Genomic DNA, 21879 nt, shown 5'->3' on the forward strand with positions numbered 1-21879 from the left:
CCGGGATCTCCGGGCCGGCGGGGAACGTTACTGCTGGCGGTACTGCAACGGCGAGAGCCGCTTACTCGGACTTGCCACCGTCCAGCTGTGCACGCAGCAGCGCACCCAGGCTGGTGGTACCGGTGGACGCTTCGGCGGCCGACTTGTTGTACTCGGCCAGCGCTTCGGCGGTCTCGGCTTCATCCTTCGCCTTGATCGACAGCTGCAGCGTGCGGCCCTTGCGGTCCATGCCGATGAACTTGGCTTCGACCTTGTCGCCGACCTTCAGGTGCTGGCTGGCATCGTCCACGCGGTCGTAGCTGATGTCGCGTGCCATCACGTAGCCTTCGATGCCGTCGGCCAGTTCGACCGTGGCGCCCTTGGCGTCCACTTCCTTCACCGTGCCTTCGACCTTCGAACCCTTCGGATGCGCGGCCATGTACTGGCCGAACGGATCCTGCTCCAGCTGCTTGACGCCCAGGCTGATGCGCTCGCGCTCCGGGTCCACGGCCAGCACCACGGCTTCCAGCGTGTCGCCCTTCTTGAAGTTGCGCACGATGTCTTCGCCGGTGGTGTTCCAGCTGATGTCGGACAGGTGGATCAGGCCGTCGATGCCGCCGTCCAGGCCGATGAAGATGCCGAAGTCGGTGATCGACTTGATCTGGCCGGACACCTTGTCGTTCTTCTTGTGGGTGGCCGCGAAGGTTTCCCACGGATTGGCGGCGACCTGCTTCATGCCCAGCGAGATGCGGCGACGCTCTTCGTCCACGTCCAGCACCATCACTTCGACCTCGTCGCCGACCTGCACGACCTTGGACGGGTTGACGTTCTTGTTGGTCCAGTCCATCTCGGACACGTGCACCAGGCCTTCGACGCCCGGCTCGATCTCGACGAACGCGCCGTAATCGGTGACGTTGGAAACCTTGCCGAACACGCGGCTGTTGGCCGGGTAACGGCGGGCGATGTTGTCCCACGGATCCTCGCCCAGCTGCTTCAGGCCCAGCGAGACGCGGTTGCGCTCACGGTCGTACTTCAGCACGCGGACGTCCAGCTCCTGGCCGACTTCCACGACTTCGGACGGATGACGCACGCGCTTCCACGCCATGTCGGTGATGTGCAGCAGGCCGTCGATGCCACCCAGGTCCACGAACGCGCCGTAATCGGTGAGGTTCTTGACCACGCCCTTCAGCACCACGCCTTCCTGCAGCTTGTCCATCAGCTGCTCGCGCTCTTCCGAATGCTCGCTCTCGACCACCGCGCGGCGGGAGACGACCACATTGTTGCGCTTGCGATCCAGCTTGATGAGCTTGAACTCCAGCTCCTTGCCTTCCAGGTAGCCCGGGTCGCGGACCGGACGCACGTCGACCAGCGAACCCGGCAGGAATGCGCGGACGTCCTTGATGTCGACGGTGAAGCCGCCCTTGACCTTGCCGCTGATGCGGCCGGTGATGGTTTCGTTCTTCTCGAGCGCCTGCTCCAGCTCGTCCCACACCATGGCGCGCTTGGCCTTCTCGCGCGAGAGGACGGTTTCGCCGAAGCCGTTCTCGATCGAGTCGAGGGCCACCTTCACTTCGTCGCCCACGCCCACGTCGATTTCGCCGGCGTCGTTCCGGAACTGTTCGATCGGCACGATGCCTTCGGACTTCAGGCCGGCGTTGATCACCACCACGTCGTTGCGGACTTCCACGACGACGCCGGTGACGATGGCGCCAGGCTTCAGCTTGGCCAGTTGGGTCTGGCTCTGTTCAAACAGTTCGGCAAATGATTCGGTCATTGAAAAAATACTCGGTTGATGAAACAGACCGGCGTACGGAGGTACGAACGGTCCACCCGTTGTCGGCCTGCGCGGGATGCGTATGACCGTGAGTGTTGTGGTTTTGAAACCGCACGGAGGATTCCGTACGGACCTTCTGCGGGACGGGAGCTAGCCCTTGCGTACCGGCACCAAAGCCAGCACGCGCTCGACGACCGCGTCGATGCCAAGACCGGTGGTGTCGATCAGGACGGCGTCGTCGGCCGGCCTCAAGGGCGCCACCGTGCGCTGGGCGTCACGGGCATCGCGGGCGAGGATCTCGCGTAGCAGACCGTCGATTGTGACGGAAACCCCTTTGTCTTTCAACTGCTTATAGCGCCTTTCGGCCCGCTCGTCGGCACTGGCGGTCAGAAAGACCTTGTAGGGAGCGTCGGGAAAGATGACCGTCCCCATGTCGCGCCCGTCGGCGACAAGGCCCGGCGACTGCCGGAACGCCCGCTGCCGCTCCTTGAGTGCGGAACGGACCTCGGGAATGGCGGCGATCGCCGAGGCGAGCGCGCCGGTCGTCTCGAGACGAAGCTCGTCCGTGGCGTCTAGGTCATCGACGATCACCCGGAGTCCCTGCTCCGAGTCCCGGAAGCTCACCCGGGTGTCGAACGCGCAGCGGACCAGCGCGGCCGGGTCCGAAATATCAAGGTCCGCCCAGCTCGCCGCCACGCCGACCGCCCGGTACAGCGCCCCGGAATCCAGATAGTGCCAACCCAGCCGGGCTGCGGCCAGGCGACTGACGGTACCTTTGCCGGCCCCCGAGGGACCATCGATGGTGAGGACGGGGGCGGCGTCGGACATGTGGTCTCCAAAGGGATTTTCAGGCGCATTATGGCGCCCGCGACAGGCGGTCGAGGGGCCAGCACCGCAGGCGTCGGCACGCAGGGGATGCAACCGCTTGATAAGGCAGCGGAATTGCCGCTAGAATAGCGGGCTTCGCTTCACCCCATATACTTTTACGCCGAGGTTTCAACTCATGAAGGTCCTGTCCTCCCTGAAGTCGGCGAAGGCCCGTCACCGCGACTGCAAGGTGGTCCGCCGCCGCGGCAAGGTCTTCGTGATCTGCAAGTCCAACCCGCGTTTCAAGGCGCGCCAGCGCTGAGGAACGGCACTGCCGGCTCCGTCCGGCAATGCGCGGAAAGCCGCCTTCGGGCGGTTTTTTGTTGCCTGCCTTTTGCTATAAAAGGCAGCTCACCCAGGGGAGTTCCACCATGAGCCGTCGCGCCCTCGCACTTCCGTTGATTGCCCTGCTCGGCCTCGCCGGCTCGGCGTTCGCCGACACGCTGCTGATCGAACGTAGCCAGGAACAACTCGCCGCCGCGCCCACCCGGGGGCAGACGACCGCCGACGTTGAGGCACGCTTTGGCGCTCCCCAGCAGAAGCTGGAACCCCGCGGCGGCCAGAAGCGCCAATGGCCGGTGATCCACCGCTGGGTCTATCCCGGCTTCACCGTCTACTTCGAGAAGAGCCGCGTCATCGACGTGGTGCTGAACAAGGCTTCTGCCGAGGAAATCGGCCCGAAGCCCCCCATCCGCTGACTGGCGCACCCGCGCCCCGCAACCCATGACCGATGCCTTTCGCTTTCCTGCGGAGTGGGAATCCCAGTCCGCGGTCCTGATCGCCTGGCCGCATGCCGAGACCGATTGGGCCGACCGTCTTGCCGAGGTCGAGGACACCTACGTCGCCCTCGTCGCCGCGATCACCCGCTTCCAGTCCGTCGTCATCTGCGTTGCCGACGACGATCTGCAGACCTACGCCGAAGCCCGCCTGCGATCCGCGCGCATCGACATGGCGCGCGTGCGTTTCGTGCCGGCCGAGTACGACGACACCTGGCTGCGCGATTCCGGCCCGATCACCCTGCGCGACGGCGATCGCTTCAAGCTGCTCGACTTCCGCTTCACCGGCTGGGGTGGCAAGTACGAAGCCAGCCGCGACGACCGCCTGGTCGGCGAACTTTCCGGCATGCAGCTGTTTCACAACTACTTCGTCCAAAGCATTGATTTTGCTTTGGAAGGTGGCGCCATCGAGACCGATGGCGCGGGCACGCTGCTGACGACGTGGCAATGCCTGCACGAGCGGCACCCCGATGCCTCGCGCGAGGAACTGACCGAGAAGCTGGCGCGCTGGCTGAAGCAGGACCGCGTGCTGTGGTTGGACCACGGCTATCTGGAAGGCGACGACACCGACGCCCATATCGACACCCTCGCCCGCTTCGCTCCGGGCGATGCCATCGTCTACCAGGCCTGCGATGACGCAGGCGATGTTCACCATGCGGAATTGCAGGCCATGGCGGCCGACATCGCCGCCCTGCGCACTGCCGATGGCCGTCCTTATCGTGCATTTCCGCTGCCGTGGGCGCAGCCGGTGATCGACGATGGCCGCCGGCTCGCGGCCTCGTACGCCAACTATCTGATCATCAACGGGGCGGTGCTGATGCCGGCCTATGGCGATGCTGCGGACGACCAGGCCGCCGCCGTGCTGGCGCACGCCTACCCGGACCGCGAGATCGTCCAGGTACCCTGCAGCGCCCTGATCTGGCAGAACGGCAGCCTGCACTGCATCACCATGCAACTGCCGGCGGGACTGATCGGCTGAGACCATGGCCGATGCCACGGCCCAAGGTACCGTGACATCAGTTGGGCGCAGATTGAACGCTTCGTTTACATCTCGCCCGACCTGATCCCGGATAACCACCGTTTCCCTGTGATCGAGGAGACGGCCGTGTATTCACGACGCAAGTTCCTGACGACCTCCGCGCTGGCCACGGCCGGCCTTGGGTTGGCCGCATGTCGCGATGCCGCGCAGGCTGGCGGCATGGGCGCGGCACCTCACGTTGCCTCGCCCGCCCCCGTCGCCGTGGGGCCGCTGAACCACCGCGCTATTCCTTCCACCGGCGAGCGCGTGCCGGTCATCGGCATGGGCACGTCCGGCAGCTTCGAAGTAGGCCAGAGTCCGGACGAACTGGACCCGCTACGCGAGGTGCTGAAGCGGTTTTTCGCCGCCGGCGCCACCCTGATCGATACCGCACCCACCTACAGCGTCGCCGAGGACGTGATGGGCGCATTGCTGGCCGAGCAGAACCTCACCGGAACGGCCTGGCTGGCCACCAAACTGTCCGGCGTGACCGGGCGCGAGGCGGGCGTGGCGCAGTTCGAGGACACGCTGCGCCGCCTCAAGACCGACAAGGTGGCGCTGCTGCAGGTCCACAACCTAGGTGACCTGAAGACGCAGATGGCGGTCGCGCGCGAGCTGAAGGCACAGGGCAAGGTGAAGTACGTCGGCGTCACCCATTACGTCGAGCGTGCGCAGGACGAATTCGCGAACGTCGTGCAGGCGGAGAAGCCGGATTTCCTGCAGATCAACTATTCCGTCGCCAGCCGCGGCGCCGAGAAGCGCGTACTGCCGCTGGCCCAGGAACTGGGCGTCGCCGTGCTGATCAATCGTGCGTTCGAGGACGGCAAGCTGTTCGCCCAGGTGAAGGACAAGCCAGTGCCTCCCGCGCTGGCCGAGGCCGGCGTGACCTCATGGGCGCAGGCGTTCCTGAAGTTCGCCCTCAGCCACCCGGCGGTGACGGCGGTGATTCCGGCGACCGGCAAGCCCGATCGCCAGACCGACAACCTGAAAGCCGGCACCGGCCCCGACCTGACCCCGGCGCAGCGCGATGCGCTGATCGCCGCGGTGGCCTGAGCCCATGTCGACCCCTCCCGCACCCGGCGTCGCCGGCTGGCTTGCCGGTCTCTTCAATGTCCGCCACCACGAGGCGCCGGTGGTGGGGGCCGGGCTGGCGATGTTCTTCCTGCTGTTCGCCGGCTATTTCATGTTGCGGCCGATCCGCGAAACGATGGGCGTCGCGGGCGGCGTCGACAACCTGCAATGGCTGTTCACCGGCACCTTCGTCGCCACCCTGGCGGTGCTGCCGCTGTATGGCTGGATCGCATCGAAGGTGTCGCGGCGACGCATCGTGCCGTGGGTCTTCGGGATGGTGGTCGCCAGTCTGCTGGGCTACGGCGCCGCGATGCTGGCGAGGCCGGACGATGTCTGGCTGGCCCGCACGTTCTACATCTGGGTCTCGGTGATCAACCTGCTGATGATCTCGCTCGCGTGGAGCGTGCTGGCGGACGTGATGGAAAGCCACGAGGCCAAGCGCCTGTTCGCGCTGATCGCCGCCGGCGCGAGCCTCGGTGGCCTGGCGGGGCCGTTGCTGACCACGCTGCTGGTGAAGCCGCTTGGACACGGCGGCCTGATGCTGCTCTCGGCACTGCTGATCGGTGCCAGCGCCGCCACCGCGACGTGGCTGCACCGCTGGCGCGACCGCCATCCCCTGCCGGCCGGTGCGAGTTCTTCGGAACAACGGCAGCGACCGCTCGGCGGCAACCCGTTCGCCGGCGCGACCGCCGTGTTCCGCTCGCCGTATCTGCTCGGTATCGCCTTCTTCGTGTTGTTGCTGGCGACGGTGACGACGTTCCTCTATTTCGAACAGGCCAAGCTGGTCGCGGAGCGGTTCACGAGCAAGGAAGAACAGACCCAGGTCTTCGGCCTGATCGACACCGTGGTGCAGACGCTGGCCATCCTCAGCCAGCTGTTCGTCACCGGCCGCATCGCGCAGCGGCTTGGCGTGGGCGTACTGCTGGTGGCGGTGCCCGTGGTCGTCGCGGCCGGTTTCCTGTGGCTGGCGCTGGCACCGGTGTTCGCCGTCTTCGTGGTGGTGATGGTGGTGCGGCGCGCGGGCGAGTACGCGTTCGTCCGGCCCGGTCGCGAGATGCTGTACACCGTGGTTCCCGCCGAGCAGAAGTACAAGGCGAAGAACTTCATCGACACCGTGGTCTACCGCGGTGGCGATGCGCTGAGCGGCTGGGTCAAGCGGGCGCTCGACGTGCTGGCCGAGCACCCTGCGGCTGCCATGCTCATCGGTGCCGGCGTGGCGGTGGCCTGGGCGATCACCGGCGTGGCCCTGGGCAGGCAGCAGCGGCGGACGGAAGCGCATCGCGACGCCGCATGACCACCGCGTTCACTGGCGGGACGCCTGCCGTCACGGGTGACGCGGTACCATGCGTCCTCCCCACTGTCTTTCATTGCGCACGATGAGCCGCACCACCCTGCCCGTTGCCCTGATCCAGGAAAAGAACCACGGCGATGCCGACGCCAACCTGTCGGTAATCGAAGCGCGTGTGGCCGAAGCCGCCAAACGCGGTGCGAAGCTGGTGCTGCTGCAGGAACTGCACAACGGCGCCTACTTCTGCCAGCACGAGTCGGTCAACGAGTTCGACCTGGCCGAACCGATTCCCGGCCCGAGCACGGAGCGTCTTGGCGCGCTGGCGAAGCAGCATGGCGTGGTGCTGGTGTCGTCGCTATTCGAGCGTCGCGCGGCGGGCCTGTACCACAACACCGCCGTCGTCTATGAGAAGGACGGCAGCATCACGGGCAAGTACCGCAAGATGCACATCCCGGACGATCCGGGCTTCTACGAGAAGTTCTATTTCACCCCGGGCGACATCGGCTTCACGCCGATCGATACGTCGGTGGGGCGCCTTGGCGTGCTGGTCTGTTGGGACCAGTGGTATCCGGAAGCCGCACGCCTGATGGCGCTGGCCGGCGCCGATCTGCTGCTGTATCCCACCGCGATCGGCTGGGATCCCGACGACGAGCAGGCGGAAAAGGACCGTCAGCGCGACGCATGGATACTGAGTCATCGCGGCCACGCGGTCGCCAATGGCCTGCCCGTGCTGAGCTGCAATCGCGTCGGCCATGAAGCGTCGCCACTCGGTGCCTCCGGTATCCGGTTCTGGGGCAACAGCCATGTGCTGGGTCCGCAGGGCGAGTTCATCGCCGAAGCGGGCGGCGATGCGACCATCCTGATGGCCGACGTCGATCTTCAGCGCAGCGAACACGTGCGCCGCATCTGGCCGTTCCTGCGCGACCGCCGCATCGATGCGTACGGCGACCTGCTCAAGCGCTACATCGACTGAGGCCGCCGCGTGCCGCTGAGCGTCCGTGATGCCACGCCGGCCGACGTGCCGGCGATCGCCGTCCTTTACGCGGACGAAGTCCGCGACCAAGTCAACACGTACGAGTACGAGGTGCCGGACGAGTCCGAGATGGCGCGCCGCATGCAGGGCATAGTGGACGCCGGCTATCCGTATCTGGTCGCCGAACTCGACGGCGCTTTCGTCGGTTACGCCTATGCCAGCAGCTACCGCGCCCGCGCGGGCTATCGCAAGACCGTCGAAAACTCGGTCTACGTGGTGCCCGGCCAGCAGGGCCATGGCATCGGCGCCGCGCTGATGCAGGCACTGATCGAGGCCTGCGAAGCCCGTGGTTATCGGCAGATGATCGCCGTGATCGGCGAACCAACCAACACCGCCTCCATCCGTCTGCACGAGAAATTCGGCTTCACCCTGGTCGGCGTCTTCCGCGGCATCGCCTGGAAGCACGACCGCTGGCTGGATACCGTGCAGATGCAACGTTCCCTCGGCGTCGGCACCACCGCGCCTCCGCAAGACGACTGACACGATGACCGATACGACGACCGCTTCTCCTGATCCACTGCATGGCCAGCCCCACGAGATCGTCGAGCGCGACGGCGTCCGCTACACGTTGCTCGGCACCGCGCACGTGTCGCGTGCCAGCGTCGACGCCGTGCGTGCCGCCGTGGCTAGCGGCGACTACGACAGCGTGGCGGTGGAGCTGGACGCCGGCCGCCTGCAGTCGCTGACCGATCCCGACACACTGGCGCGGCTGGACCTGGTGAAGGTGGTCCGCGAAGGCAAGACGCACCTGTTCGCCGCCAATCTCGCGCTGGCCGCCTACCAGCGCCGCCTGGCCGAACAACTCGGCGTCGAGCCAGGCGAAGAGTTGAAAGCCGGCGCGCTGGATGCGCAGGCGCGCGGCCTGCCCGTCCACCTGATCGACCGCGAGGTCGGCCTGACCTTCAAGCGTGCCTTGCAGTCGCTGGGCTGGTGGCAGCGGACCAAGGTCGGCGCCGGCATCCTGGCCAGCATGTTCGGCGACGAGGACGTCGGCGACGACGAAATCGAAAAACTCAAACAGGGCGACATGCTGGAGTCGAGCTTTGGCGAGTTCGCGAACGAAAGCCCGCAGCTGTACCAGGCCATCATCGCCGAGCGCGACCAGTACATGGCCTCGGCGCTGCGCCAGGTCGCCGCCGGCAAACCCGCCGATGCAGGGTCGCCTTACCGGGTGCTCGCCGTCGTCGGCGCGGGTCACCTGCCTGGCCTGGCCCGCCACCTGAAGGACGACACCGCCGACCCGGTCGAACTCCGCCGGTCGCTCGAAGTGGTGAAGGCAAAATCGCGCTTCCCGTGGATGGAAGTCATCATCGGCGTGTTCCTCATCGGCGGCTTCGCCTGGGGCTTCTGGCAGGGCGGCGTCGATGTCGGTTCCGACCTGCTGCTGCAGTGGGTGCTGGCCACCGGCGTGCTCGGTGCCATCGGCTGCGCCATTGCGGGTGGGCATCCCCTCAGCATCCTCGCGGCCTTCGTTTCCTCGCCGCTCACGCCGCTGCATCCGGCGCTGGCGTCAGGCACGGTCAGCGCCTTCGTGGAGGCCACGCTGCGCAAGCCGACGTATGCCGATTTCATGGCGCTGCGCGATGACGTGCAGACGATGCACGGCTGGTGGAAGAACCGGGTGGCACGCGTGCTGCTGAACTTCTTCCTGACCAGCCTCGGCACCGCCATCGGCGTGTGGACCGGCGGACTTCGGATGCTCGGCAAGCTCGTCGGCTGATTCCTCCCCGACACATCACCCAAAGAAAAAGCCGGGCGATGCCCGGCTTTTTCCTTTCGTCCGATGCTCACTCCGCGTGCATGCCGGCCACGCTGCTGGCGGTCGCCGCGGCACCGCCGCGTCCCTGACGTGCACGCTTGACCGTGCGCGCCGTACCGCTGCGCAGATCATCGAGGATGGCGTAGATGGTCGGCAGGAACAGCAGGCTGACCACGGTGGAGAACGCCAGGCCACCCGCGATGGCACGCGCCATCGGGGCATAGGCTGGACCGTCGCCCGCCATCTGCGTGTTCGCCATCGCGATCGGCACCATCGCCAGGATCGCCGTACCCATCGTCATCAGGATCGGGCGCAGGCGTTCGCGACTGCCTTCCACCAGCGCATCCGTGCGTGACAGGCCACGCCGCCGCAGGTTGTTGATGTGCTCGACCATCACGATGCCGTTGTTCACCACCACGCCCATCAGCACCAGGATGCCGATGAAGGACATGATGCCGAACGTGGTGCCGGTCAGCGCGAACAGCCAGAACACGCCGAACACCGAGAACACCACGCCGCTCATGATCGCCGCCGGGAACAGCAGCGACTCGAACACCGCCGCCATCACGATGTAGATCATCACCAGCGCGATCAGCAGATTGAACATCATCTGCGCCATCGCCTCGTCGTCCTCCTGGAAGGCGCTGCCATCGAACGAGTAGCTGTAACCCGCCGGGAACGTCATGCCGGACAGTGTCTCCTCCAGCGCCTTGCGTGCCTCCGGCACCGTGACCTTCTCGGCCAGGTTGGCCTGCACGGACAGCGTGGTCTGGCGGTTGGTGCGCTGGATCTGCGTGGCGGACGGCAACACGGCCACGTTCACCAGGCTCAGCAGCGGCACGGTGCGGCCATCGGGCGCACGCACCATGAAGCCCGCCAGGTCCTCGGTGCCGTAGTCCTCCGCGCCTGCGAAACGGACCCAGACCGGCACCTCCGTCTCGCCGCGGCGGAACTCACGCAGTGGCGCGCCGCGCAAGGCAAGGCTGACGAAGCGCGCCACCTCCTGCGCACTGAAGCCGAACGCCGCGGCACGCTCGCGGTCCACGCGCACGGTGAGTTCGCTGTTCTGGTCGCCGACGTCCACGCGCACGTCGCGCAGCTCCTTGCGCTTGGCGAGGATGGGGATCAGGTCGTTCGCGATTTCCGACAGCGTCTGCGTGGAGTCGCCGACCAGTTGGAACGACACGCCCTGCCCCGGCTGGCCGCCACCGCCCTGCCCGCCGCCTTCGCCGCGAATGCCGATGTTGGCGCGCGCCGACTTCGGCAGTTCCTTGCGCAACTGCTCCACCAGCGGCTTGGTTTCGCTGGCCTTGTCGGTATCGAACTTCACCTGCGTACCGCCCCAGCCCTGTTCGCTGAAGTATGAGTACACCTGGGTGATGTGGTACTTCTCGCGGTTGGACTGCAGGAACCGTTCGATCTTCAGGATCTCGTCGGACATCTGCTCCTTGGTATAGGCGCCCTTCCACTGGTAGTACAGCTCGGCTTCGCCGCTGCTGTCGCCGCCGAACATGTCGAACTTGGTGAACTTGATCGGCACGAAGCTCACCACCACGATCAGCAGGATGCCCAGCACGCTCCAGCCCCGGTGCTCCAGCGTCCAGCGCAGGAAACCGGCGTAGCGATTCTGCATGCGGGGAATGATGCCGCGCTCCGTGCGCACCAGCGGCGGCGTCTTCAGCCGCGCCGAGATCATCGGGATCAGGCTCACCGCCACCAGCCATGACGCGAGCAGCGACACCGAGATGGTGATGGCGATCTGGCCCAGGTAGATGCTGAGGAAATTGCGCTCGCCGAACAGGTTGGGCACGAACACGATGCAATGGCACAGCGTACCGGCCGACAGCGCGATGGCCACGTGGCGGGTGCCGACGATCGAGGCCCACACCGGATTTCCCGGGTATTTCTCGCGCTCCTGGTAGATGCTTTCCACCACCACGACCGCGTTGTCGACCAGCATGCCGATCGCGAGCAGCAGCCCCATCATCGACAGGATGTTGAGTGTCACGCCGGCGAAGTACATGAAGCCCAGGGTCATCACGAAACAGATCGGGATGGCCAGCGTGACCATCGCCACCGACGGCCAGTGGCGCAGGAAGAACCACAGCACCACGATCGACAGCACCAGGCCGATCAGGCCCGCTTCGGCCAGCTCCAGCAGCGAGGACGTGACGTTCTCGCCCTGGTTCTCGATGATCTTGACCTGCACGTCGCTGAGCGAGGGCTGCGAACGGATCGCCTCCACTTCCTTCAGCGCGTTGCTGGACACTTCCACCAGATTGGCGTTGCGCTCCTTGAAGATGTCCAGCCCGACCGCCGGCTGGCCGTCCAAGCGGCGACCGTAGTCCATGCGGGCCGGCTTCAGGCGCACGTCGGCGATGTCACCGAGCCGCACGTTGCCGCTGCCGACCACCAGGTCGCGCAGCTGCTGCAGGTCGGTCAGTTCACCGACCGGCTGCACGCGCAGGCGCTGCGACCCGTCGCTGATGACGCCGGCGGAGATCGAGAAATTGACCGCCTGCAATCGCGTGGTCAGGTCATTGAGGCTCAGGTTGTGCGCGGTCAGCCGGTCCTGGTTGATCGCGATCTCGACCTCGTTCGGCGGCGCGCCCGACACTTCGACGCGCGCCACGCCGGGAATGCGCTCGATCCGACGCTTGAACTCGCGCTCGATCATGTCGTACGCGCCGGTCAGGTCGGTCTTGCTGGCCAGGCGCACCCGCAGCACGGGCTGGTCGGTGGTGGAGAACTTGAAGACGAAGTAGCGCTGCAGGTCGTCCGGCAGGTCGTCGCGGATCGCATCCAGTCGCTCGCGCGCCTCCGACGCCGCGATGGCGACATCGCGGTCCCAGTTGGAGAACTGGATGAAGATCTGTGCGCCTTCGGCCTTGGCGTTGGACTCCATCCGCTTGATGCCGGCCATCGTCGACAGCGCTTCCTCGGCCGGACGCAGCACCGTGCGCTCGATCTCTTCCGGCGTCGAGCCGGTGTACGGCAGCGACACGAAGATGAAGGGCGGCGACACCTCGGGAAAGGCCTCCAGCGGCAGCCGGATCGCCGCGATCAGGCCGATCACGAACAGCGAGATGAAGAACATCACCGCCGTGACCGGCCGCTTGATGCTGAACTCCGCGACGCTCATGCGGGTTCGCCCTCCCCGTCCGCCGGCATCGCCGCCGGCTTCCTGGCGCGGCGACCGCGCGCCAGGTAGTAGTCGTCGGCGCGACGGTCGAGCAGGTCGTAGACCACCGGGATAACCAGCAGCGTCAGCAGCGTGGACACCAGCAGGCCGCCGATCACGGTGATCGCCATCGGCGAGCGGACTTCCGCGCCCGGGCTGCCGAACAGCGGCGCGGTGGCCAGCGGCAGGAAGCCGAACAGCGTGCACAGCGTGGTCATGATGATCGGACGCAGGCGCGAGCGCGCGCCTTCGACCAGCGCTTCGCGCTTGGACACGCCGGCTTCGCGCAGCTGGTTGACCTTGTCGATCAGGATGATGGCGTTCTTCGTCACCAGGCCAACCAGCAATATCAGGCCGATGAACACCACCACCGAGACCGGCGACCGGGTCAGGAACAGCGCCGCGACCGCACCCACGAGGGCCAGCGGAATGGTGAACAGGATGACGAACGGATGCAGCAGCGATTCGAACTGCGACGCCATCACCAGGTACACCAGGAACACCGCCAGGCCGAACGCGAACAGCAGCGAGTTGACCGATTCCGCGAGTTCTTCGCCCTGGCCGCCGATGTGCATGCCGACGCCGGCGCCGAGCGGATTCTCGGCGACCATCTTCTGCACTTCCTGCACCGCACTGCCCAGGTCGATGTCGCGCAGGTTGGCCGACACGATGGCCACGCGCACCTGGTCGGCGCGGTGGATCTCGCTGGGGCCGGTGGTGGCGACCACGTCGGCGACGGCCGACAGCGTCACCGGACGCGCGCTGCCGGGATTGACGATCAGCCTGCGGATGCTGTCCACCGAGGCGCGGTCGCCTTCCTGCGCACGCACCAGCACGTCGATCTTGCGGTCGCGGAAGCTGTAGCGGGTAGCGACTTCGCCACGCACCTTCTTCACCACCACATCGGCGATCTGGCGCGTCGTCAGGCCCAGCGCACCCGCACGCTCCTGGTCGAAGCGGATCTGGATCTCCGGGAAGCCCTGCTCCACCGTCGACTTGACGTCGGCATAGTGCGGATTGGTGCGCAGCAGTGCCGCCAGCTTCTGGCCCGCGTGTTCGATGCTGGCCAGGTCCTGGCCGCGCAGTTCGACTTCCAGCGGCGTGGAGAAGCTGAAGAGCTCCGGACGGCTGAAGTCGACCTGCGCACCCGGGTGGTCCTTCATCGTCGCGCGCAGCGCTTCGGTTTCGCGGGCTTCGATGGCTTCATTGCCGCCATTCGCCATCACCACCGTCAGCTTGCCGATGTTCTCGCCGCTCTCGGTCGGATTCGCATCCAGCCGCGTGCCGCTGCCGCTCACGCCGTACAGCGCGTGGATGCCTTCGGCCTTTGCGTGCTTGTTCTGCAACTCGCGGACCAGCGCGTCGGTCCTGGCCAACGGGGTGCCCGGCGGCAGCTTCACCGTCATCTCGAAGCGGTCCTGAGCCAGCTGCGGAATCAGGTCCGCGCCCAGCATCGGCACTGTGGCGAGGGCCACGAGGAAAGTCGCGGCGGCGAAACCCAGCACCAGCCACGGACGCTGCAGCGAGGCAGGCAGCAGGCGCATGTAACCGGCTTCGGCACGGTTGTACGGCGCCATCGCAAGATCGCTGGCCTTGCGCATGACCGGGCCGATGACGGCGGCCACGCCGCGCCACGCGCGCACCACCAGCCAGGCCAGGCCGAACGAGGCGCCACGGCCTGCCACACCGACGCCACGGCCCGTCGCGGCCAGCGGCTTCTGCCAGCGCGACTCGGGTTTCCACTGCGGATGTGGCGCTTCTTCCGGGAACGCCAGCGGCGGCCGGCCCTTCAGCGAGCTCAGCATCGGGATCAGCGTCATCGACACGATCAACGAAATGCCGATGGCGATGGCGACCGTCAGTGCCTGGTCGCGGAACAGCTGGCCGGCGATGCCCTGCACGAACACCAGCGGCAGGAACACCGCGATCGTCGTCAATGTCGACGCCACGACCGCCATGCTGACTTCGCGGGTGCCGACCATCGCGGCTTCCAGGATGCCCAGCCCGCGCTCGCGTGCCTTGGCGATGCTCTCCAGCACCACGATGGAGTCGTCCACCACCAGGCCGGTGGCCAATGCCAGGCCGCCCAGCGACATGACGTTGAGGCTCAGGCCCAGTTCGCCCATGAAGAAGAACGTGGTGACGATGGAGACCGGCAGCGACAGGCTGATGACGAAGGTGCTCCAGCCGTCGCGCAGGAACAGGAAGATGATCAGGATGGCCAGCAGGCCGCCGATCACGGCATCCTTCTTGACGTCGGCGATCGCGTGTTCGATGAACAACGACTGGTCGTCGATGATCGTCAGTTCCACATCCGGCGGCACCTGCTGCTTCAGCTGCTCCAGGCGGGTCTTCAGGGCCTCGGCCGTGGACACCGTATTGGCATCGCCTTCCTTGTAGATGGCCAGTTCCACGGCTTCCTTGCCCGCCAGGCGAATGATCGCCTCGCGCTCCTTGAAGCCCTGCTTTACCTGCGCCACATCCTTCAGGCGCACCGGCACACCACCGGCGATGACCGCGCCGCCACCGCCGGATGCGCTCTGCACCGACGCGGCCGCGGCCATCGCTTCGGCAGACCCGGTGGAGGCCGCGATCGCCGCCATCTGCGCGGCCGCCGACGCCGCGGCGTTGTCGCCGCCGCTCTGCGTGGTCACCAGCATCTCGCGGATTTCGTTGACCGTGGCGAACTGGTTGACCGTGCGCACGAGGTAACGCTGCGAGCCTTCTTCCAGGCGCCCACCGGAGATGTTGATGTTCTCCTGCTGCAAACGCTGGATGACGGTGTCGATCGGCAGGTTGAGCTGGGCCAGCTTCTGCTGGTCGATGTCGACCTGGATCTCGTCCTCCAGACCGCCGCCGACCTTCACCGCCGCCACGCCGGTGACCGGCTCCAGCTTCTTCTTCAGGTCGTCGTCCGCATAGCGGCGCAGTTCGGTGAGCAGGCGGATCGCGTCGGTGTCGTCCTTCGGTTCCTGCTTGTTGGACAGCACCAGGCGCAGGATCGGCTCGGTCGACGGATTGAAGCGCAGCAGCACCGGGGCCTTGGCCTCCAGCGGCAGCGACAGCACTTCCATCTTGTCGCGGACTTCCAGGCTGGCCTGATCCATGTCCGTGCCCCAGGCGAACTCCAGCACCACGTCGCTCTGGCCGGTACGCGAGACCGACTTCAGCTTGCGCAGGTTCTTCACCACGCCGACGGCTTCTTCCACCGGTTCGCTGATCAGCGTTTCGATCTCGGACGGCGCCGCGCCGGTGTACTCGGTGCGCACGGTGAGCGTGGGATAGCTGAGGTCGGGCAGCAGGTTGACCTTCAGCGAACCCAGCGCGATCACGCCGAACAGGAACATCGTGATCCAGAACATCGCGACGGTGACGCGACGACGGGTGGAGAACTCGACCAGTCCGCCGCCCACGGTTCCATCGTCCTTCACCGCGTGGGGGTCGTGCTCCCCCGGAGCGTGACCGGATGTGCTCATTGCTTGGTTCCGGTGTTCTTGTCTGCTTCGGGCTTGGCGGCAACCTTGGCGGGTTCGGCACCGATCACCTGCACGGCACTGCCTTCGCGCAGGGCCACCTTGCCGGCGGTCACGACCTGCTCGCCGGCCTTCAGGCCTTCGCGCACTTCGATCCACTCGCCGTCCACATAGCCCACCTTCACCGGCACGCGCGAGGCCTTGCCGTCGCGCACCGCGAACACGGCCGGGTCACCGTCGTCGAGCAGTGCGACGCGGGGGACCACGAGGGCATCGGCGCGCTGGTCGTAGTCGATGCGGATGCGGCCGAACATGCCCGGCTGCAGCACGCCGTCACTGGCGAACGAACCCACGACCCGGAACGTACCGCTGCCCGAGTCCACCACCGGCGCGATGCGGTCCACCGTGCCCTGGAACACCTTGCCGGGCAGCGCGTCCACCGACAGCGCGATCGGCAGGCCCGCCTTCAGCGTGGACAACTCGCGCTCGGGCACGTTCAACGTGGCCTCCAGGCGCGACTGGTCGACGATGCGGATGATCGGCGTATTGATCTGCACGAAGTTGCCGGTCTTGATCGAGCGCGACGCCACCACGCCCGAGATCGGCGCGGTGACGGTGGTGTACGACAGCTCCAGCGCGGCTGCGCGGTAGAAGGCGCGTGCGTTCTCGAGGTCGTACTTGATCTGGTCGACGTCGTTGGCGCTGATCATCTGCTGCTCGACCAGCTGCTGGGCGCGGCGGTAGTTGTTCTCCAGCTTGCGCATCTGCGCTTCGGCCTGGGCCACCTGCAGGCGCAGGCGGTCCGGATCCAGCCGCACCAGTGCCTGGCCGGCACGGACCACCTGGCCTTCCTCGACCAGCACGGCCAGCGCGACGCCGGAGGTCTTGGCGACAACCTGCGATTCGCCCAGCGCTTCCAGCGCCGCCGTACCGCTGTAACTGGCAGCCACCGGGCGATGGGTGACCTTGGCGACCTCGACCGGAACGGCATCCGGCTCCTTGGGGGCGTCGCCGTTCTTGGCCTGGGCCTCAGGCGTCGGGCCTCCCCCCTTGCAGGCGGACAGGACCAGCAGGCCGCACAGCACGGGGACCAGTGCGAGGCGCAGGAAGGAACGGCCGGAGGGGGGGCGGGGTCGGGACATGGGGCGGTACCCTGGTGGTGTTGTGGTGGTGTTGTATGAAGGTATATCACCCATGAATGACTTCCATGCGCCGAAGGTCATGGTGACTTGCGTCGCGCCTTGTGGTGCATCACCGGCCCGACCGATCGCAGGTTCGAGCATCACACTGCCGGCCGTGGCCGGGCATGACGACCGCCAGTTCGTCCGGCAACGAAGATGCAGCGATGGGGCACCTCGGGAACACGCGCAATGTTGCTTACCACCATGCAGAGGGGACGCGCTGTGCGTGACATTCGGTCGCAGGCTATACTTGCGTTCAGCCAAGCGCTGCGGTGGTACGTGGCGCGCGCAACCTGAGAGTTTTTCGAGAATGATGCGACCGCTGCCGCTCGCCGCTTGCCTTGCTTTGGCCGCCCTTCCGCTGGCTGCCTTGACCGCCCAACAGGAAACCCCGGCCACCCCGGCGCCGGTCGAGGCCGCGCCCGCCGCCACCGCTCCTGCTGCCGTGAAGCCGCTGGTCGGCAATGCCGACACCGGACGCACCCTCACCTATACCTGCCAAGGTTGCCATGGCATCGAGGGGTACAAGAATGCCTACCCGAGCTTCAAGGTGCCCAAGATCGGGGGCCAGTCGGCCGACTACCTGGCCAACGCGCTGCTCGAGTACCGCACCGGCAACCGCAAGCACCCCACGATGCAGGCCCAGGCGCAGAGTTTCTCCGACCAGGACATCGCCGACATCGCCGCTTTCCTTTCCACCGTCAAGTAAGACCACCATGCCCAACGCCAAGCACGCCCAGCGTCTAGCCATCGTCCTGTTCGCGGCCCTCGCCCTGGTGGCTTGCTCGAAGGAAAGCACCGAGGCCTCGGCCGAGAATCCCGGCCACGCCAGTGGCGAACACGGTTCCAGTTCGTCGGCCGGCCTGCCCAAGGGCCACCCGGCCAAGGGCGAGGAACTGGCCAAGGCCAAAGGCCAGGCAACCGGCCAGAGCTGCGTGGACTGCCACGGTGCCGAAGGCAATGCGCCGATCGACGATACTTACCCCAAGCTGGGTGGCCAGTACGGCGACTACCTGGCGCACGCGCTGCAGGCGTACCGCAGCGGCGACCGCCAGCACGCGCTGATGACGCCGCAGGCCGCCGGCCTGAGCGACCAGGACATTTCGGACCTGGCCGCGTATTTCGGTTCGCGTCCGTCGCAGCTGCGCGATCTGCACAAGGTGCACAGGTAAGTCGTCCCTCGCCGGGAACGAAAAAACGGAGCCGCAAGGCTCCGTTTCTGTTTGCAGCAACTGCATGCTCCCACTAGAGCACTGAAACCTGTGCGTTATCAGCTGTCGGTCGGGATGGGCGTGCGCTTGACCGGGATCTCCGGCGGTGGCCGCGCCTTGGGCGGTTCCGGGAACAGGCTGCCGAGACCGCAGCCGCCGCCGAGCTGCAGCACCGAGATCGAGCACTTGAGCTTCATGTTCGTGCCGGGAATGGCGATCTCCATCTCACGCACATTCCGTCGCACCCATTCGGCCAGCAGCGATTCGCTGGGTACCCAGTACTTGTCGAAACTGGTGGGTTCGTAGTCGTAGGGCGGACGTTGCAACCACGTGCCCGCTTCTTCCAGCCGCTCGCGCGTCCACTGGTCGTTACCGCCACCCGGCGCACCACGGTCCGCGATGGCGTCGCCCGCATTGCCGGGCACACGCAGGCTGCCATCGGCGTTGTAAAGCCCAGCCTTGTCACGGCCATCCGCTGCACTGTCGCCTGCCACGTTGTCGCGTGCGTTGCCCCAGTCGTCCGTGCGCGCCGGGGTGTTCCAGCCGCCGGGTTTTGCAGCCGGCAAGGGACCGCGTGTGCTGGCTGCCGGTGCGGTCGTGCCACGCGGCGCCGCGGTCGTCGCCGATGCATTTGGTGGTGTGGTCACCGAAGACGAGGCCGTGGACGGTGAGGCTGCCGTCGAGGTACCCGTCGACACCTGCGGGGCTGGCATCGGGGCGGGCCGTGGTGAAGGCTCGCGGATGTCGGCCTGGCGCACGCCGCGCTCCTGCGCCGTGACCGCGCGGGGCGTGACCTCGCGCGACGGCACCGGTGCCGCTCGCACCTGGGGCGCGGGCACCGCCATCTCGCGCTCGCGGACCGCTGCATCACGCGTGGCCATGGCGGGAACGTCGACCGTGCGAACCGGCACGTCGCGACGCACGACAGGCGCGGTGTCGGGCGCGGGTATCTCGCGCGTGGGAACACCCACGTCACGCACCGCAGGCTGCGTGATGTCCGGTTGCCGCGGCGTGGGCGGCGGTCGCACGAACGCGCGCGTGGGTTCGGCGACCTCGGTCACCCGCAGCGGCTGGTCCGCGACTTCGGGTACCGGCACATCGCGCGGCGGCACCGGTAGTACCTCCATCGCCACCGCAGGCGCGACGACCGACGGCGGCGGCGCTTGCTCCGCGGACGGCGATGCCGCGGGTGAAGGCGAGACCGACGGCGGGGATGCGGCTGCGGCACTGGCGGATTGCGCCGTGGAGGTTTCACCCGCCTGGGTGGCGCCGCCGACGTCTTCCGGACTGCCCTCCCCGACCATTTGCAGCCGCACGCGGCTGCTGTCGCCCGCCTCTTCCGGCGGTGGCGGGATCTTCACCAGCGCCACCCACAGCAGGAACAGGAAGAACAGCAGGTGCAGCACGCTGCTGCTGACGCCCGCCGCCCAGCGCATCCAGCGCTCTTCGCGCGGCGGCGGCCCCCATCCCTGGTAGAACAGCGAGCGCAGTGCGCGTGCCCTGCCCGGCAGGAACGGGACCGCACGCCGGCCGTGCGGCGCACGCACGGCCAGGGCGTCGACGATGGCGTCGGCCTTTTCCTTCGTGATGCGGCCCAGCCGTTCTGGCAATGCGCGCAACCACAGGCCCCAGCCGAAAGGCAGGCCAGTCTGGCGTTCAACGATCGGCGCCGCCTTGCGTGGCAGCAGGTGTGCGATGACGTCGGTGGCGCGCGTCACCGGCGTTCGACTCCGTCAGGCCGCGTTGCCGCGCGGGATGTACGGCGCATCGCCGGTCCCGTGATCGGTAGCGTCGCGCACGGCGGTGACCCCCGGGACGCGCGCCATCAACGTCTTTTCGATGCCCTGCTTGAGGGTGACGTCCGCCATGCCGCAGCCGTGGCAACCGCCGCCGAAGCGCAGCCACACCACGCCATCGCCACCGACCTCTTCCACCGCCACCCGCCCCTTGTGCGAGGCCAGCTGCGGATTGATCTCGTTGTCGATCACCCAGCGCACGCGTTCGACCAGCGACGCGGCCTCGTCCGGCGCCTCACCCTTGATGCGCGGCGCCTTGATCGTCAGCTGGGTGCTGGCCCCCTTCAACACGTAGTCGATGTCGGCACCGTCCAGCCAATGGACACTGGCCGCGTCGACATACAGCGTGAAGCCGTCGCAATCCACCGCCCATTCGTCGCCCGCCAGATCGCGCGGTTCGGCAAACTCGAGCCGCGCGTCGGCCTGCGCAGTACCGGGGTGGACCGCACTCAGGCGCACGCCAAGGCCGGGCAAGGCCTCGCGCTCGATCAGCTTGCGGAAGTGCGCCTGCGCGCTGTCGGAAATCTGGATCATGCGGCTATTCTAGCCGCTGCCCGACGGGCATTCACGTTCACCGACCGGTCGTCGCATTTCGTTCAGACTGGCCGCCCAGCAGGAGAAGCGCCATGTCCGACCTGATCCCCCTCGCCCGTGCGCGTTGCGTCCCGCTGCGTGGCAGCGAACACCGCCTGCCGCCGGCCCGCATCGCCGAACTGTTGCCGCAGATTCCGGGCTGGGAACTGGTGGAAGACGGGCATGCGCTGCTGCGCACGTTCCCGTTCGACAACTATTACGAGACCATGGCGTTCGTGAACGCCCTCGCCTTCGTCGCACATGCCGAGGACCACCACCCCGACCTCGGCGTGCACTACAACCGCGCCGTGGTGCGCTACTCCACGCACGACGTCGGTGGCCTGAGCGAGAACGACTTCATCTGCGCGGCCAAGGCCAGCGCCCTGCTGGGAGAATCCTGATGGAACGTCGCATCCCCGTAGCGCCGATGCTGCTGCTCGCCGGCATGTTCGCCCTGTCGGCCTGCGCCAAGAAGCAGGGAGAATCGACCGCACCGCTCATCGCGCCGACCGAACTGGCCGCGATCGATACCCCACCGCCTGCCTACCCAGCCGAAGCCGAATGCAACAGCGACGGCGGCACCACGGTGCTGCGCGTGACCATCGAGAAGGATGGCGTGCCCGCCCGCGTTGCCCAGGTACAGAGCAGTGGCAATGCCGCGCTCGACAAGGCCGCGCTGGCGGCGGTACAGACCTGGAAGTTCCGCGCCGCCACGCGCAACGGCAAGCCGGTCAGCCACACGATCAACGTACCGGTGACGTTCCCGCCGGTGCTGGAAAAGCCGACGCGCTGCTTCTCGCAGGGCGCTGGCTGACATCTACCAAAGTTGCGATGGATGGTGCACGCCTCATGCGCATTTTTCTTGATGTACGTGAATCGCAGTCACGTCGCACTGCCGG

Annotated in this window: 19 protein-coding genes; 12 read left to right on the forward strand and 7 right to left on the reverse strand. The window is 66.9% G+C overall.

The window, feature by feature from the left end; translation table 11 throughout:
* Nucleotides 1-61 precede the first annotated feature (61 nt).
* Together rpsA and cmk are read right to left on the reverse strand one after the other, a co-directional pair.
* Nucleotides 62-1753, reverse strand: coding sequence for a 30S ribosomal protein S1 (rpsA, locus tag V7060_RS14400; protein ID WP_192267958.1), 1692 nt, complete (start codon nucleotides 1751-1753; stop codon nucleotides 62-64).
* A gap of 150 nt (nucleotides 1754-1903) precedes the next feature.
* Nucleotides 1904-2581, reverse strand: a complete 678-nt coding sequence (gene cmk / locus V7060_RS14405) for a (d)CMP kinase (protein ID WP_334179943.1) — start codon at nucleotides 2579-2581, stop codon at nucleotides 1904-1906.
* A 175-nt stretch (nucleotides 2582-2756) separates the two neighbouring features.
* Here cmk and ykgO point away from each other — a divergent pair, with 175 nt between their 5' ends.
* From ykgO to V7060_RS14445, 8 genes are all read left to right on the forward strand, one after another.
* The gene (gene ykgO / locus V7060_RS14410) at nucleotides 2757-2882 is read left to right on the forward strand and encodes a type B 50S ribosomal protein L36 (RefSeq protein ID WP_010342887.1); all 126 of its coding nucleotides are present in this window, start codon (nucleotides 2757-2759) and stop codon (nucleotides 2880-2882) included.
* A 109-nt stretch (nucleotides 2883-2991) separates the two neighbouring features.
* Nucleotides 2992-3318 (forward strand): hypothetical protein, encoded by a 327-nt coding sequence (locus V7060_RS14415; RefSeq protein ID WP_334179944.1) that lies wholly within the window; start codon nucleotides 2992-2994, stop codon nucleotides 3316-3318.
* 25 nt (nucleotides 3319-3343) lie between these two features.
* Nucleotides 3344-4375, forward strand: a complete 1032-nt coding sequence (locus V7060_RS14420; RefSeq protein WP_334179945.1) for an agmatine deiminase family protein — start codon at nucleotides 3344-3346, stop codon at nucleotides 4373-4375.
* Nucleotides 4376-4501: 126 nt separating this feature from the next.
* Nucleotides 4502-5467 (forward strand): aldo/keto reductase, encoded by a 966-nt coding sequence (locus tag V7060_RS14425; protein ID WP_334179946.1) that lies wholly within the window; start codon nucleotides 4502-4504, stop codon nucleotides 5465-5467.
* 4 nt (nucleotides 5468-5471) lie between these two features.
* Complete coding sequence (locus tag V7060_RS14430) at nucleotides 5472-6779, forward strand: MFS transporter (RefSeq protein WP_334179947.1); 1308 nt, start codon at nucleotides 5472-5474, stop codon at nucleotides 6777-6779.
* A gap of 82 nt (nucleotides 6780-6861) precedes the next feature.
* Entirely contained in the window at nucleotides 6862-7746 is an 885-nt protein-coding gene (locus V7060_RS14435) for a carbon-nitrogen hydrolase (protein ID WP_334179948.1), read from the forward strand.
* 9 nt (nucleotides 7747-7755) lie between these two features.
* Nucleotides 7756-8286, forward strand: coding sequence for an N-acetyltransferase family protein (locus V7060_RS14440; RefSeq protein ID WP_334179949.1), 531 nt, complete (start codon nucleotides 7756-7758; stop codon nucleotides 8284-8286).
* A gap of 4 nt (nucleotides 8287-8290) precedes the next feature.
* Nucleotides 8291-9526 (forward strand): TraB/GumN family protein, encoded by a 1236-nt coding sequence (locus V7060_RS14445; protein WP_334179950.1) that lies wholly within the window; start codon nucleotides 8291-8293, stop codon nucleotides 9524-9526.
* 67 nt (nucleotides 9527-9593) lie between these two features.
* On the opposite strand, the gene V7060_RS14450 is transcribed toward V7060_RS14445, so the two are convergent.
* From V7060_RS14450 to V7060_RS14460, 3 genes are read right to left on the reverse strand one after another with little or no spacing between them, the layout of a single operon-like run.
* On the reverse strand, nucleotides 9594-12707 hold the full coding sequence (locus tag V7060_RS14450) for an efflux RND transporter permease subunit (RefSeq protein ID WP_334179951.1): 3114 nt from the start codon (nucleotides 12705-12707) through the stop codon (nucleotides 9594-9596).
* Nucleotides 12704-16222, reverse strand: a complete 3519-nt coding sequence (locus V7060_RS14455; RefSeq protein WP_334179952.1) for an efflux RND transporter permease subunit — start codon at nucleotides 16220-16222, stop codon at nucleotides 12704-12706. The genes V7060_RS14450 and V7060_RS14455 overlap by 4 nt, the downstream gene beginning before the upstream one ends.
* A complete protein-coding gene (locus V7060_RS14460) occupies nucleotides 16219-17304 on the reverse strand; it encodes an efflux RND transporter periplasmic adaptor subunit (protein WP_334180007.1) in 1086 nt (361 codons plus the stop codon). Before V7060_RS14460 ends, V7060_RS14455 begins: the two co-directional genes overlap by 4 nt.
* 409 nt (nucleotides 17305-17713) lie before the next feature.
* Here V7060_RS14460 and V7060_RS14465 point away from each other — a divergent pair, with 409 nt between their 5' ends.
* Both V7060_RS14465 and V7060_RS14470 read left to right on the forward strand, forming a co-directional pair.
* On the forward strand, nucleotides 17714-18109 hold the full coding sequence (locus V7060_RS14465) for a c-type cytochrome (RefSeq protein ID WP_334180008.1): 396 nt from the start codon (nucleotides 17714-17716) through the stop codon (nucleotides 18107-18109).
* Between the two features lie 7 nt (nucleotides 18110-18116).
* The gene (locus V7060_RS14470; RefSeq protein WP_334179953.1) at nucleotides 18117-18572 is read left to right on the forward strand and encodes a cytochrome c; all 456 of its coding nucleotides are present in this window, start codon (nucleotides 18117-18119) and stop codon (nucleotides 18570-18572) included.
* Between the two features lie 98 nt (nucleotides 18573-18670).
* Here V7060_RS14470 and V7060_RS14475 read toward each other — a convergent pair whose 3' ends face one another.
* Together V7060_RS14475 and V7060_RS14480 are read right to left on the reverse strand one after the other, a co-directional pair.
* The gene (locus V7060_RS14475) at nucleotides 18671-20329 is read right to left on the reverse strand and encodes a hypothetical protein (RefSeq protein ID WP_334179954.1); all 1659 of its coding nucleotides are present in this window, start codon (nucleotides 20327-20329) and stop codon (nucleotides 18671-18673) included.
* A gap of 15 nt (nucleotides 20330-20344) precedes the next feature.
* On the reverse strand, nucleotides 20345-20941 hold the full coding sequence (locus V7060_RS14480; protein WP_334179955.1) for an NfuA family Fe-S biogenesis protein: 597 nt from the start codon (nucleotides 20939-20941) through the stop codon (nucleotides 20345-20347).
* 92 nt (nucleotides 20942-21033) lie between these two features.
* Here V7060_RS14480 and V7060_RS14485 point away from each other — a divergent pair, with 92 nt between their 5' ends.
* Nucleotides 21034-21381 (forward strand): 4a-hydroxytetrahydrobiopterin dehydratase, encoded by a 348-nt coding sequence (locus V7060_RS14485; protein WP_334179956.1) that lies wholly within the window; start codon nucleotides 21034-21036, stop codon nucleotides 21379-21381.
* Entirely contained in the window at nucleotides 21381-21794 is a 414-nt protein-coding gene (locus tag V7060_RS14490) for an energy transducer TonB (RefSeq protein ID WP_334179957.1), read from the forward strand. Before V7060_RS14485 ends, V7060_RS14490 begins: the two co-directional genes overlap by 1 nt.
* The last annotated feature ends 85 nt before the right edge of the window (nucleotides 21795-21879 follow it).

The organism is Pseudoxanthomonas sp., assembly GCF_036845285.1.
In the GTDB taxonomy this organism is placed as follows: Bacteria; Pseudomonadota; Gammaproteobacteria; order Xanthomonadales; family Xanthomonadaceae; genus Pseudoxanthomonas_A.